Source organism: Bacteroides sp. BFG-637, assembly GCF_024793605.1.
Classification (GTDB): Bacteria; Bacteroidota; Bacteroidia; order Bacteroidales; family Bacteroidaceae; genus Bacteroides; species Bacteroides vicugnae.
In genome coordinates this window covers 921,345-934,654 of sequence record NZ_JANUPD010000002.1, presented here as the reverse complement: position 1 = coordinate 934,654, position 13,310 = coordinate 921,345, and the positions used below count along the sequence as shown (strand labels likewise).

Annotated in this window: 12 protein-coding genes and 1 tRNA gene; all 13 read left to right on the top strand. The window is 44.1% G+C overall.

Features of this window, described 5'->3' with window-relative positions; genetic code table 11:
* The 13 genes from NXX38_RS04080 to NXX38_RS04020 all read left to right on the top strand — a co-directional run bounded on the left by NXX38_RS04080 (position 1) and on the right by NXX38_RS04020 (position 13,184).
* Positions 1-1,185, top strand: coding sequence for a hypothetical protein (locus NXX38_RS04080; RefSeq protein ID WP_008642527.1), 1,185 nt, complete (start codon positions 1-3; stop codon positions 1,183-1,185).
* Complete coding sequence (locus tag NXX38_RS04075; protein ID WP_258978645.1) at positions 1,167-6,572, top strand: LamG domain-containing protein; 5,406 nt, start codon at positions 1,167-1,169, stop codon at positions 6,570-6,572. Before NXX38_RS04080 ends, NXX38_RS04075 begins: the two co-directional genes overlap by 19 nt.
* 4 nt (positions 6,573-6,576) lie before the next feature.
* Complete coding sequence (locus NXX38_RS04070; protein ID WP_005655401.1) at positions 6,577-7,062, top strand: hypothetical protein; 486 nt, start codon at positions 6,577-6,579, stop codon at positions 7,060-7,062.
* A gap of 78 nt (positions 7,063-7,140) precedes the next feature.
* Positions 7,141-7,431, top strand: a complete 291-nt coding sequence (locus NXX38_RS04065) for a hypothetical protein (RefSeq protein WP_225683931.1) — start codon at positions 7,141-7,143, stop codon at positions 7,429-7,431.
* 9 nt (positions 7,432-7,440) lie between these two features.
* Positions 7,441-8,544, top strand: coding sequence for a hypothetical protein (locus NXX38_RS04060; RefSeq protein WP_258978644.1), 1,104 nt, complete (start codon positions 7,441-7,443; stop codon positions 8,542-8,544).
* The gene (locus tag NXX38_RS04055; protein WP_258978643.1) at positions 8,513-8,803 is read left to right on the top strand and encodes a hypothetical protein; all 291 of its coding nucleotides are present in this window, start codon (positions 8,513-8,515) and stop codon (positions 8,801-8,803) included. The genes NXX38_RS04060 and NXX38_RS04055 overlap by 32 nt, the downstream gene beginning before the upstream one ends.
* A gap of 332 nt (positions 8,804-9,135) precedes the next feature.
* Positions 9,136-10,323, top strand: coding sequence for a reverse transcriptase/maturase family protein (locus tag NXX38_RS04050; RefSeq protein WP_061437354.1), 1,188 nt, complete (start codon positions 9,136-9,138; stop codon positions 10,321-10,323).
* A complete protein-coding gene (locus NXX38_RS04045) occupies positions 10,286-10,714 on the top strand; it encodes a hypothetical protein (RefSeq protein ID WP_005655395.1) in 429 nt (142 codons plus the stop codon). Before NXX38_RS04050 ends, NXX38_RS04045 begins: the two co-directional genes overlap by 38 nt.
* A complete protein-coding gene (locus NXX38_RS04040; RefSeq protein ID WP_005650559.1) occupies positions 10,711-11,091 on the top strand; it encodes a hypothetical protein in 381 nt (126 codons plus the stop codon). Before NXX38_RS04045 ends, NXX38_RS04040 begins: the two co-directional genes overlap by 4 nt.
* Positions 11,091-11,687, top strand: a complete 597-nt coding sequence (locus NXX38_RS04035) for a hypothetical protein (protein WP_040316008.1) — start codon at positions 11,091-11,093, stop codon at positions 11,685-11,687. The genes NXX38_RS04040 and NXX38_RS04035 overlap by 1 nt, the downstream gene beginning before the upstream one ends.
* Positions 11,684-12,280, top strand: coding sequence for an N-acetylmuramoyl-L-alanine amidase (locus NXX38_RS04030; protein ID WP_005655389.1), 597 nt, complete (start codon positions 11,684-11,686; stop codon positions 12,278-12,280). Before NXX38_RS04035 ends, NXX38_RS04030 begins: the two co-directional genes overlap by 4 nt.
* Positions 12,270-12,887 (top strand): DUF6549 family protein, encoded by a 618-nt coding sequence (locus NXX38_RS04025; protein WP_032592225.1) that lies wholly within the window; start codon positions 12,270-12,272, stop codon positions 12,885-12,887. Before NXX38_RS04030 ends, NXX38_RS04025 begins: the two co-directional genes overlap by 11 nt.
* Before the next feature lie 216 nt (positions 12,888-13,103).
* A tRNA-Ser gene (locus tag NXX38_RS04020) sits at positions 13,104-13,184 on the top strand.
* The last annotated feature ends 126 nt before the right edge of the window (positions 13,185-13,310 follow it).

Here is a 13,310-nt window from a genome sequence, read left to right as displayed (position 1 = left end):
ATGGATAAGAACATGATTTTACACCTGCCTTTCGATGACCCGGACGGTAGTATAGCTTACGACTTTTCACAGTACCGCAACGATGCCACCTTATCGGATGGTGCGGATTTTTCTAAGAAATCTAAAGTGGGTAAATCACTTGCTTTGAATGGTACGGGCGAATGCGAAACAGCTCGTTCCATACCCTTTAGCGGTAATTTTACACTTTGTTTTTGGGTGCTGCCTGTTTCTCAAAAGTTAGGCTGGGTGCTGAATATGCCCGGTATAGACAATTATAAAGAGCAATGGCTTGATGTAATGCCCGATGGCTGGATTTTCTTTGCTTTCGTTAAGTCCGGCAATATGTTTACCGTCTATGAGAACACGACCCGGATATTCAGTGAAATATTACCAAAGACACCAACGGGGCTTTCCATCAACGACCAATCACTTTTTGGGACGAAAGCCTTGCTGGACGAAGTGAAACTGTTTGACGTGGCGAAAGAACCCCGTGAAATATTCGAGTTGCAGAAAGATACGGATGTGGAATATTTCATAGACGGAAAGAACTTCAAGGAGTTTGGGGTATTCGTTTCCAAAAGTGCCGGATTGGTTGGACGGTTGGAGCGCAAAGAAGCCTTGCAAGTGAACTGGGACAATTACCACGGTATTGTAAGGGATAAGAAGCGACCACGCTACAAGGAACGCAACATTACACTGGATTGCTTTATTGAGGCTTCGGGACGTGCCGCCTATGTGGAATGGGTAAACCTTTTCTTTTCCCAATTCGATGCGGAGGGGAACCACCGTTTGCGTGTGGACTATGACGGAAAGGCAAAGCCTTTGGTATATGAAGTGGAATTGCTGGATGAGGCAGACCCGGAAAAGAGCTGGGGACAATATAGCAACGATTTGATGGTGGGTACATTCCGTTTAAAGCTGGTGGAAGATGAACCTGTGAAAAAGGTGCTTAGATATATAGGTGGAACTGCAAACGGCAAGGCTACGATTACCGTCACTTCGTCCAAGCTGCTTAATATCTATTGGGGTGACGGCACGCACACTTACGATGTGTCCGGCAGCGAACAAACGATAGAACACACTTACGTTACACCCGGTGAATACGAGATAATCGTTTCGGGCGTGATTGAAGACATTGAAAAATTTGAAACCAATGCTATTGTGATATGGGAACTCTTGAAATAATCAGGCGCAACGGTGAAAAGGTACGCTTGTTTTCCAAAGAGCCGTTTTGTACGCTGAAATCAGCCGCTCAAAACAGTTCCTTAATGGGGGATGATAACGTACAGCTTTCCATTGTTTCCTCTGAGTTGCTTAATTTAGGCAAGGGAGATAAAATCATAGTGGAGGGTGAAGAATACACCATCCGTACTAAGGTGAACCGTGAAATGCTTTCGGACAACCATTATGTGCATGATGCCACTTTCTACGGAGTGATGTACGAGCTGATGAAAAGCCTGTACCGAAACACCGATGCAAACGGGAAATCCAGCAAAAGCACGTTTGACCTCACTTATAATATCCGGGACTTTGTAAAGGTGCTTATCTACAACGTGAGCCGTGACTATCCGGGCTTATGGGCTTTCGATGAAGCTAATTGCCCGGACACAGAACCACGTACCATTTCCTTTGCCCGTAACAATTGCCTACAGGTTTTGCAAATGCTTTGCAGTGACCGTGAATTTGATTTGGAGTTTCTCATTACCCAAAAGGACGGGGTGCGTACCATCCACATAGGAAAGTTCGGTGCAAAAGTTGTGCCCCCGGGTGGCAACGCTTTCTTTGAGTGGGGCAAAGGCAACGGCTTGTACAAGCTCAAAGAGCAAAAGGTAGATGATAAGACCATTATCACAAGACTTTGGGTGGAGGGTGGCACGACCAACATTCGGAGTGATTACAGGGACTATTCAGAACGCCTACAGCTTCCGTTTCCAGTGCGTTTGAACAAAAAGGAACACAAACTATGGGACGGTACAATAGTACCGCCTCAGAGCGAATATATAGGCATATCCGATGATAACAAGCGTTATTTGGAGGATGGCGATTTGAGGGATGCACTGGGTAGTGATGAGGATGCTGTGACGTATGATAATATTTTCCCGAAACGGACGGGTACGGTTACTGCTTTGGTGGCTGATGATATAAACAGCTTCATTGATGATACAATGGACTTTGACCTGAACGAGAAAGACGATAAAGGTACAAAGTATCTGATTAACGAGGTATCGGCAAAGATTAATTTCATTTCGGGTAAATTAGCCGGACAACAATTTGAATTGGCGAAAAAGGGAGGATACGACCATGCAACAAAAAGGTTTACGCTCATTCCATTTACGGACAACAGGGGGCTAACTATTCCTACCACTGAAAGCGAGGCTTACCGAATAACGGAGGGTGACACGTATAAGATTACGGATATTCACCTGCCTAAATCTTATGAAGATGATGCAGAGGAAGATTTATGGTATGCCGGATATAACGAGTTCAAGCCACGCACACAGGCACGGGCGCAATATCAGCTTACCTTTGAACGTTCCTATTTTTTGAACGCTTTGCCAAGCGATAGCGAAACAACCGTCTTTCATGTGGGTAACTATGTACCCGTGAAAGATGAGCGTTTCGGTATTGAGAAGAATATCCGCATCCAAAAGGTGACAAAGAACCTGCTTGTGGAGCATGACTATACACTGACCCTTTCGGACATTACAGCCATTTCCCCAATCACTCAAACGGTTGTGGATGTGGGACGGCACGAAACAATCATAGAAAACAATCGGCTTCGGGACTTGACTAAGGCACGGAGGGGATGGCGTACAACAGAGGAACTGCGTACAATGGTGTATGATACGGACGGTTATTTTGACCCCGAAAACATCAAGCCCAATTCCATTGACACCAATATGCTTACGGTGGGGTCTAAGAGCCAACAATTTGTTTTGATAGATGTGATACTGCAAGCCAACGTAAACGGAATATCCAATCGTTTTGATGCTTCTGCCGGGGTATTGGCTCACTTGACTATTGATGATGAGATAATCAAGCATTGGAACATGGCGGCTGACTCATTCACTCTATCAAGCCCAAAGGGGTACTATGTGTTTGCCAAGTGCTCCAAGAAAAGCACGGATGGCATTTGGTATGTGACACAGGAACAACTAAAGGTTGAACCAACCGAAGACCCGAACAACTATTATTTCCAAGTGGGTATATTGGGGTCGGTGCATTCGGATGATGATTTCAGGGACTTTACCACTACCTACGGATTTACCCGTATCAACGGAAACACTATCACTACGGGTAAGATTATAACAAGCGATAAGGAGTGCTATTTGGATTTGGACGGCAACAAGTTCCGTATCGGTGATTCTTCAAGTTCTATTGATTGGAACGTAACGGCAAAACGCCAATTAACGTTGCACAACGTCCGTTTGCTTTCTGATAGTGGGGACACCTCACATATCGGGGTGTTCCGTGGCACATATAACCCGAAGTACGTGTACTATGCCGGGGATGAGGTGGCTTACACGGTGAATGGTGAAACGTGTACCTACCGATACACTAACCCCACACCAAGCATGGGCAACCTGCCTACCAATTCCGTATATTGGTCGGTTGTGGCGAAAGGTTCTACCGGGGATAAGGGAGAAAGCGGTTTATCCGTATTCTATACCTATAATGACAGTGAAACCAAGCCTGCCACCCCTACGGGGGATGGCTCTACGGGAGGTTGGCACAGAACTTCGTCCGAAAACGTGGTTTGGATGAGTATAAAGAACGCCAAGACTGATACGGAGGGTGCGTGGGGTATTCCTTTTCGTGTGCGTGGTGCTGATGGTACTTCAATCAATATCAAAGGTTCTAAGGACAATGTTTCACAACTGCCTACCGTTGGAAATTCAGAGGGCGATGCTTATCTAATCGGGGGCAACCTCTATATTTGGGATGGCACGAACTGGAAAGATGTTGGAGCTATTAAGGGGGAAGATGGAAAGAGTAGCTATCTTCATAAGAAGTATTCCGATGATGGCGGCAAAACGTTCACAGCCGGAAACGGTGAAACACCCGGAAGATGGTTGGGTTTGTATGTGGATATGATACCCACCGATAGCGACAAACCAAGTGCCTACAAGTGGAGCGACACGAAAGGACAAGACGGAACGCCCGGTTTACCCGGTGAAGATGGGCGTACTCCATACTTCCATATCAAGTATTCGGACAACGGGGGAATGTCGTTCACTGCAAACAATGGTGAAGAGCCGGGCGACTACATAGGGCAATACACCGACTACGTGCAGAAAGACAGTGATAATCCGATGGATTACACTTGGGCTTTGATTAAAGGCGAATCGGGTACAGGTGGAACGGATGCCGGAGCTGGTGAATATTACGAGTATCGTTACGCTAAAAATGGCTCGACTTTAGTACCGCCCGATTTGGATGTTAATTCTTCCAACCCTACCGGGTGGAGTACGGAAATGCCGAAAGTAGGAGCGTTGGAATATATTTGGTGTACAATGGCTAAGAAGTCCGGGCTTGCAGACCGTACCAAATTTCATTTGCCCATTGAAGCTAACGACACTTCAAGCATTGCCGATATTTCGGGTAACGGTTATAATGGTGTGCTGGGCGGTGGGACGGTAGTAAAAGACGGAACGAGATATGCCCTCAATCTGAGTGGTGGAATGGAGAGCCGTATTCCTTATGATTTACCCTTTGGGGAAAGTTTTACACTCTGTTTTTGGATGAAGTCAGACCAAAATCAAGTCAAGTGGATGTTGAACGGATATAACGGTAGGCACTATGTGGAAAAGAGTATTGCAATCACGCCTAATACGTGGTTTCACCTTGCATTCCGTTTTAATGACCGTACCGTTACGGTATTCAAAAACGGAGAGCAATTACATAGTGGTAGCGTTAATATCATGGCTGTAGGCTTTGCTATTTACGATGATGATGTATTCGGTTCTGCCGTGTATTTCGATGATATACGTTTGTTGATGGGGGCTTTACCTGTGAATGACATTGCTTCCGTAATGAATGGCAAAGCAGACCTGATGATACAGAAATGGAGTACCCCTATTCGTGTAAATCCTTATGATGGTGAAGATGGAAAGCCTGGTGTTAGTGTGACATTGGCAGATGTGGAATATGCACAAAGCACGTCAAATTCAGTTGCGCCTACTACGGGGTGGCAGACAACCGCCCCGACATGGATAAATGGGAGGTATATATGGAGTAGAACGAAAGTATCTTATTCAGACAACACGACTACCTACACTAAGGCGGTTTGTATTACAGGCGGCAAAGGCTCTACGGGTGATAGCGGTGTTGGCGTAAGTTCTATTATTGAACAATACTACCTATCCAGTTCGGCAACCTCATTACTTAATGGCTCATGGAGTACAACACGCCCAACTTGGAAAGACAAATGGTATATATGGACACGCTCGGTTATCACTTATACGAATGGAACGAGCGACACTACGGCTGCAATATGTGTAACGGGGTCGAAAGGTGATAAAGGTGAAGATGGAAAGCCGGGTGATAAGGGGGAGAAAGGCGATAGCCCCGTACTTGTTTATAGGGGTATTTATGATTCATCCAAGACTTATTACGGAAATAGCAAACGGTTGGATGCTGTAAAATACAACAATCAATACTATATAGTCCGTATTGATGCAGGAACATTCTCAAATGTCACTCCCACGACAACAAGCAAATGGAATACGTTTGGAGCGCAATTTGAAACTATTGCCACAAACTTGTTATTGGCTGAGGGGGCAAACATTGGAGATTGGTTTATTAAGGGCGGTAAGATTGTTTCCACTATGGGTAATGGTAACAGGGTAGAGCTGGATGCTTCAATGGCTCGTATTTATATTGAATCTTCAAGTGGTGGTGGTGATTATGCGCTCGTTGATTTTGGCGCAAAAATGACAATAGATGCCAACCGTGGAATTTTTGAAACAAGGGCTAAAAATGCTCCTAACTATTCTAATGCGGTTTCCTATATGTCACCAACGGGAATATTCTCAAATATGGCAGGTACGGACGGTATGCCAGCAAGTAGCGGATATACGCACCGTGGGGCTATTGTTGGGCTTGGTTTTGCAAATGTTCCGGCAAGAACATGGGCTATAAATGCGGTAGATACAATCGTGGCAGGTGTTTATGGTCGGGCTTCTAATTCGGGGACTGCACCAGCCTTTGGCGGTTTCTTCTATGATTTATTTGCCGGAGGCTTGATTTTTGGTCGAAAGTGTATTACAGGAACGTCGAATAACACATGGTATTTGAATAGAGAAGATACCGTGGTAATAGGGTACACGTCTGCCGCATCAGTAGTGTATCTTCCGGCTTCTCCTAAAGAAGGGCAGGTTATATTTGTAAAGCAGTGGTGGAGAGGCTATATGAGATTCAGACCAAGAAGCGGCTACCTAATCTATGATGATACTTCGGTAAATGACTACTACGATTTTGGAGAGGGTCAAGGTGGTATGTTTGTATATACCGTAGGATATGTAGATGGAGTTAAAAAACAAGCATGGTTAGTAAGTAGATGGAAATACTAAAAATATGGAAGAAAGAGTATTATACGGATATATGGATGGCGACTATCTACAATGTATAGAAATAGCCCCTATTCCTCAAAAAATCAGAAATGAGAAAACGGGGGAAATAACAACACGCATGGTATCGGTTATTGAACAGGTGGCTGAACTGCCAACCATATATAAGCCAGTGGATGCAATAGATGAAAGTAAACAAAACACAGATAAGGAGGGCTATGTTGTGCGCATTGTGCCATACGATGCCGGGGACAGGATTTCATTCAGATACATAGAAGTCCCCGACTTTCAAAAGGTGGCACATGAGATTGAACGCTCAAAGGAGGTGTTGGCAAGTAGCGATTATAAGATAATCAAATGCTACGAAGCCGCCCTAATGGGGTATGCAATGCCGTATGAGATAAAGGCATTGCATAATGAAAGGCAGTTGCTAAGAGATAAAATCAATGAACTTGAAGCACGTTATACCTCATTATCTGATGATATACTTTAATTATAATCATAAATGTGTTTGTTGAACACATTTATGATTATATTTGCAGTTAAATAAACTTGATTTACTCAGTGAATTATGGAAACAACGATGTACAGCCTACGGATTCTTTCCAAAGGTAAGGTTACAGACCTTTCCAATGGTTTTGCTTTGGGTGGTGTTCCGTTTACCGTCTTTGTACGACCTAAAGAGGTTACGATGGAAACAAGTACGCTGCTTAAATGCAAGCTCATTTGTGATAAGGAATTTAGTATGTTCCCCGTACCTATCGGGGATTGGACGCCCGGAGCGATAACCGTAATATCCCCAAACGGTATCGACCTTTCGGTATATGATGTGTATTGGGGTGCTGGTGAAACTATTAAATAACTTATAGCTATGGGATTATTATTGGGAAGCGGAAACACGAAACCGCAATATCCTTACGACCAATGGTATGGGGTGCAAGGTGATTTCAACTCACAGGACTACAAACTAAAGCGTGTGGGTAATTTGGATTTACACCGTACATTACCCATTCAAGCGAAGCTGAAACGCTTTGTGGAAAACCCTGACGGCTCGGTTAAGTATTACCTTAACCAAAATGACAGCCGTAAAAAGGATTCGGGTGCAACGGCTGTGATTGACAGCACGGACGGTAATGTAATGCTTGAAAAGCCGGAATATTACTTCAAGTTGGAAATAGAGGGGACGAAATGGATTCGTGCCTATTCCGAATATCCGTTGCCCGGCTTTATCAAGATGGAACGAAAGACGGTAAGCCCGTGGTATGCAACGGTGGATATTACCAACTCTGTAGCCGTTTCGGGATGTTGGCTCACTTGGAATGGCGATGAAATTGCAAGGGATTCAGACGGATTTGTTATACTCAAAGCGAATGCCGCACAATTCAGAGGTGGTTCGGGTGCTGGTGATGCCGCTAAGGATGGTACTTACAACTCCATGTTGGGTATGCCTCGTACTTCCATTTCAAAGGCTGGTGTTCGTCCTCTTTGCAAGAACGGAACACACCACGGGGCGTACAGGGTGTACAATGAAATTGCTTGGTTGCAACGTGTGGAATATGCCTCATTGCACTGCCAAGATGCTTACACCGAAACGCTGACTGCTGACGGATTCCATCAAGGAGGCTTAGGGAGTGGTCCGGTTGTTAATGGTACGGAGTGGAATACATGGGGAGGTTACAAACCGTTTGTCCCTTGCGGTGTTACTGCAACGCTGGGAAACAACACGGGTAAGGTGTCCTACACTATCAAGGGATGGACTGGTGGCGATAAGGTGGTACAAGTAACCTCTTACCGTGGTTTGGAAACTCCTTATGAATACTTGTGGATGCTTGCTGATGATGTACTAATTTGGCATAAAGCGGATGTATCTATTGCCTATGTATGCGAAGACCCGACAAAATTCACCTCTCATTCAGATAGTGCTACTACCGTACCTATCGGATATGGAAGCCATTACGGAGCTTCCACGAACTGAGGGCTATGTGCTTTCTATGGCTCATTCCACTAAAGGTTATTCCTTTGCCGAAAAAGTAGGAGGTTCAAGTAATAAAGGCTATTGCGATTACTATTGGACTCCCACAGGTGGTAGTACGTGGTCTGCTGTAGGCTGGTATGGTGCCCTTTTGTCTGCTTCTGCGCATTATGGTGCGACTGCGGGTTTCGGTTCTCTGGGTGCGAATGGTCGTTCCTCGGATGCGAATGCGGGCATTGGGTTCCGCTTGTGCCGTTTTTGACGGACTGCAAAACTCGGTGAACGGAGCAACGAAAATGGCGTTGGATTGAAAAAAATAAAAACATTACAGGGTTGTGGCGGCTGGTGCCCTTTTGTCTGCTAATGCGAATAATGGTGCGACTGCGGGTTTCGGTTATCTGAATGCGAATAATCGTTCCTCGAATGCGAATGCGAACATTGGGTTCCGCTTTTACCGTGGTTTCAACTTATAACTGTTGCTGCCACGCCCTTACCTCACAGAGACTATCGGCACGTCTGATAGTTGGTAAAATAATATGGATTAGGACGGTGCAAGTAAGTAATTGAAAGCTCTGTTTTAGAACAACGGCACAAATGGGTGTAGTAAAGACTGAATACGGGTTATGTTATACGGCTGATACCTGCTTTTATCAATACTCGGATTTTGAGGATTGCGGTTTATATGTCGGTGATACAGGAAAGATATTCATTTCCCAAGCTAAGAAAATTAAGAATGTTTATCACCTGATATATGAATGCTCCAACCTCATACGGGCGCAATATAAGGCACAGCAAGGCAAAGGAGAGCGTACCGAAATATCCAAGTTCAATGAGAACATTTTGGAGAATTTGGATAGCTTGTACTGGGACTTGCGCAATGAAACTTATACCCCCGGTGAATATCGGATTAAGGTTATATATGAGCCGAAAGAAAGGGTGATTATGATTGCCCCGTTCTTCCCGGACAGGATAGTACACCATTGCATTATCAATGTGTTGGGGCGTTACTGGACTAACTTCTTCATTGCGAATACATACGCTTGTATCAAAGGGCGTGGTATTCATAAATGTATGGAGGATGTGCATACGGCTTTAATCATAGACAGAAAAGGTACAAGGTTCTGTTTGAAGATTGACATCAAGAAGTTCTATGATAACATAGACCACGCAGCATTGAAAAGGATAATCCGCTACACTATAGCGGATGAACAACTGTTAAGGCTGTTGGATAAGATAATAGATAGTAACGGTAAAGACAAGGGGCTGCCAATAGGCAATTTCACAAGTCAATATTTGGCTAATCTCTATTTAGCATATTTCGACCATTGGGTTAAAGAAGAACTGGCTAAGATAGTGATGAAGCGTTTTGGGGTGAAAATCTACTACTATCGCTATATGGATGATATGGTGATACTATGCGCTGACAAAGAGGCACTGCATTTCGTACTCGACATGATGGGGCTTTACTTGGGTGGCGAATTGAAAGTAGAGATTAAAAGCAATTGGCAGATATTCCCGGTTGATGCTCGTAGCATTGATTATGTGGGATTCAAACAAAACCATTACGGCATATTGCTAAGAAGCGGTATTCTGAAAAGGTTTTATAAGAAATTCCACCGCACCATCAATAAATACGAAATCAAAGATGAAACGGATATTAAACACTTCTTCCCATCTGAATATGGCTGGATAATCAGGTGCTCGGAGGAACACAGTAAATTCATTTTTAATAATTGTTTGAACGATGGAAGCAAATGTTTTGACTACAGGGCTGCTGGCTAAGACTAAGCCGGAGGTGATAGATTCTCTTAATAACGGGCAGGGAACGTTCCTTTATAACCATAACATCAAAGAGGTTAAGGTTATTGCAGACAAAGAGGGTGGCATTGAGATTACGACTGATGCGGAACGTGCCACAGGCACGATGTTCCAATATGACAGCGTGAGGGTGGAATATCCAAAAACGGCTGATAATATTTTCAGCACGTTGCTTACTGCAAGATACCCGGCTAAGACAGAAAGTAAGCTGGTAAACGAATATCAGTCTGCCATGCTGGGCTTACTTGCCGAAAGTGCGAAAGCCCCCTATGAGGACTTTTTGAAAGACCGTTTGGCTATCCGTAAAATGGTGGATGCCGATTGTGAAACCTATAACATACCGATGGACTTATGAACGAAGTAATGGACTTTGAGGAAACCGAATCCTTGAATGAAGATATTTTCGATTGTGAATACACCTCAGTAGATGCCGTGATTAATGAGGTCACGGTGTTTACGGGGTGTAAGGAAAGACAGACAGAGAACGGAACGAGAACACTTATCGCCTATGGCGAGGGTATCGGTGCATCCGCTTTCTATACTGACAGCAAGAAGTTGAAAGATGTTGTTTTAGACCCGAAGCGCAAATATCCGTTTCGTGCCGTTATCAAAGTGGTACGCTATGGAACGATGTACGGGTTTAAGTTCTTTCCACCGAATACTCCAATCACGCAGGAGGATAGAGATAACTTTGAGTATTACAAGCGAAACAAGTATAAGAAAAACCGATGATGGAAGAAAGTTTGAAAGTGGCACAAGGCATAAGCGATTTTGGCTTTATGGTGATAGTGTGCGCTGTGTTCCTCTGTTTGGCGGCTGCACTTATGATAGCTTGTTTCAAATGGTTCAAGTCTATCATTAACGGCATGATTAAAGGCAATCAGTCTATGGTAGCCGAACTTCTGACGGAAACCAAGAATCAGAATGATATGCTTACGGATATTGCGGAGGGGTTGCGCCCGGAAACACAGCTAAGGATAAAGAATACTTCGGGTATATACTTTGACCTTGCTATAGAAAGGGTGTGCCGGATTATTCGGAAAGTGAGAGAGGAAAACCACATAGCCGACCATGAGGCTACAAAGGTTAAGATACACACCTTGATAATGAACTTGCACGAAGATAGGAATAGCAGGTTTGACTACTATACCTATCGGGGCAAACGCTTATCCAGCTACACGTCCCCCGAATGGATTGAGTGGGTGGAGCAATGCGTATGGAGTGAGGTATATGCAGAAAGCGTGAATAACGGCAGGACTTATACCAATGTACAGACGGTTTATGACCGTATAAAAATAGATTTTTACCATAAATTGAATCAAGAATGAAGATACTTATAGACAATGGGCATGGAGAAAATACACCGGGTAAACGCAGCCCGGATGGAACTTTCAGAGAGTATGCCTATACGAGAGAAATTGCGGATGAAGTCGTGCGTGAACTGGCTAAACGTGGCTATGTAGCGGAACGCATTGTTAAGGAGAACTTGGACGTGCCTTTGGCTGAACGTGCAAGGCGTGTGAACGAGGTTTGCGCCCGATACGGGGCTAATAACGTGTTGCTTGTTTCCATCCACTGCAATGCTGCCGGGAATGGCGAATGGATGAATGCCCGTGGATGGTCTGCCTATACCACTAAGGGCAAAACGAAAGCTGACGAACTGGCAAACCGAATGTATGATGCTGCCGCTTGCTTTATTACCGGGCAAAAGATTAGGCGTGACTATTCGGATGGCGACCCGGATTGGGAGGAAAATTTCTACATCCTTTCCAAGACGAAATGCCCGGCTGTATTGACGGAGAATTTCTTCATGGATAACAAGGAAGATATTGCTTACCTTACATCTATGGAGGGGAAACAAAACATTGTGAACACCCACGTAGAGGGTATAATCCAATACATCAAGGAATATGAGAAATAAAGCGTTTTTGATATTAATCGCCCTTTGTGGGCTTTTGATGGCGGCTACCTTTGGGCTATGGGCTTATTGTTCCAAGTTGAAATCAGAAAAGGAAAGGTTGGATGGCAACCAAACCGCCTTGTTGGAGAAAGTCGAATTTTACCAAACAGAATCCGGGAAATCCGCTGCCTCTGTACAGGCATTGACTTTATCCAAGTCTGAGGTGGAAAAGCATTGCGCCGACTTGACGAATACCGTTAAGGAACTTGACTTGAAAGTAAAGAGGTTGCAAGCGGCTTCCACGACTGCAACAAAAACGGAGGTGGAGGTACAAACCATAGTTAAGGATAGCATTATATACCGTGATACATCCTATCTTAAAGTCCAAGCGATACGATGGGAAGACCCGTGGATAAATGTTGATGGCTTAATCATGCCCGATAAGAAACTGGATTTACGCATACAATCTGTAGATACCCTATTTCAAGTAGTGCATAGAGTGCCTAAGCAATGGTTGTTTTTCCGATGGGGAACAAAGGCTATTAGGCAAGAAGTTGTAAGTAGCAATCCCCATACCAAAATAGTGTATTCGGAATATATAGAATTGAAGAAACGGAAAAAGAAATGATTAGGTGTTAGTAATAGAGTAGAACTTTTGTTCTGAGCCGGGTTCACTGTGAAGTGCGCCCGGTTTTTCTTTGTCCTTTGAAATAAAAGTCATATCTTTGCAGTACCGATTCTGAAAATCGGTGTTGCATTGTACCCCTGTATTCTTCTTTTGGAGAGGCAGGGGTATTCAACAAAAATACAAAAGTTCTACTATAGTTCTACGAAAATTTGAAATAACCTCGCAAGTGGTTGATACTCAAAGTTAGGTTAGAAGTTTCCTAAACTTTAGATAGGGGTTCGATTCCCCTCGGGGCTACTACGGAGAATCTGTGAGAAGTTGTTTTGGTTTGCTTTCATGCTGTATCTGGTTTTAAGTTTAACAATGGCTTCTTTTAAGATGAACGTCTTATAGCTTCTATTTGTTTTAATAATCAATAGAAAA

Coding starts and splice junctions, on each gene's coding strand:
- NXX38_RS04080 (WP_008642527.1), top strand. CDS start 1: ATGGATAAGAACATGATTTTACACCTGCCTTTCGATGACCCGGACGGT.
- NXX38_RS04075 (WP_258978645.1), top strand. CDS start 1,167: ATGGGAACTCTTGAAATAATCAGGCGCAACGGTGAAAAGGTACGCTTG.
- NXX38_RS04070 (WP_005655401.1), top strand. CDS start 6,577: ATGGAAGAAAGAGTATTATACGGATATATGGATGGCGACTATCTACAA.
- NXX38_RS04065 (WP_225683931.1), top strand. CDS start 7,141: ATGGAAACAACGATGTACAGCCTACGGATTCTTTCCAAAGGTAAGGTT.
- NXX38_RS04060 (WP_258978644.1), top strand. CDS start 7,441: ATGGGATTATTATTGGGAAGCGGAAACACGAAACCGCAATATCCTTAC.
- NXX38_RS04055 (WP_258978643.1), top strand. CDS start 8,513: ATGGAAGCCATTACGGAGCTTCCACGAACTGAGGGCTATGTGCTTTCT.
- NXX38_RS04050 (WP_061437354.1), top strand. CDS start 9,136: ATGGGTGTAGTAAAGACTGAATACGGGTTATGTTATACGGCTGATACC.
- NXX38_RS04045 (WP_005655395.1), top strand. CDS start 10,286: ATGGAAGCAAATGTTTTGACTACAGGGCTGCTGGCTAAGACTAAGCCG.
- NXX38_RS04040 (WP_005650559.1), top strand. CDS start 10,711: ATGAACGAAGTAATGGACTTTGAGGAAACCGAATCCTTGAATGAAGAT.
- NXX38_RS04035 (WP_040316008.1), top strand. CDS start 11,091: ATGGAAGAAAGTTTGAAAGTGGCACAAGGCATAAGCGATTTTGGCTTT.
- NXX38_RS04030 (WP_005655389.1), top strand. CDS start 11,684: ATGAAGATACTTATAGACAATGGGCATGGAGAAAATACACCGGGTAAA.
- NXX38_RS04025 (WP_032592225.1), top strand. CDS start 12,270: ATGAGAAATAAAGCGTTTTTGATATTAATCGCCCTTTGTGGGCTTTTG.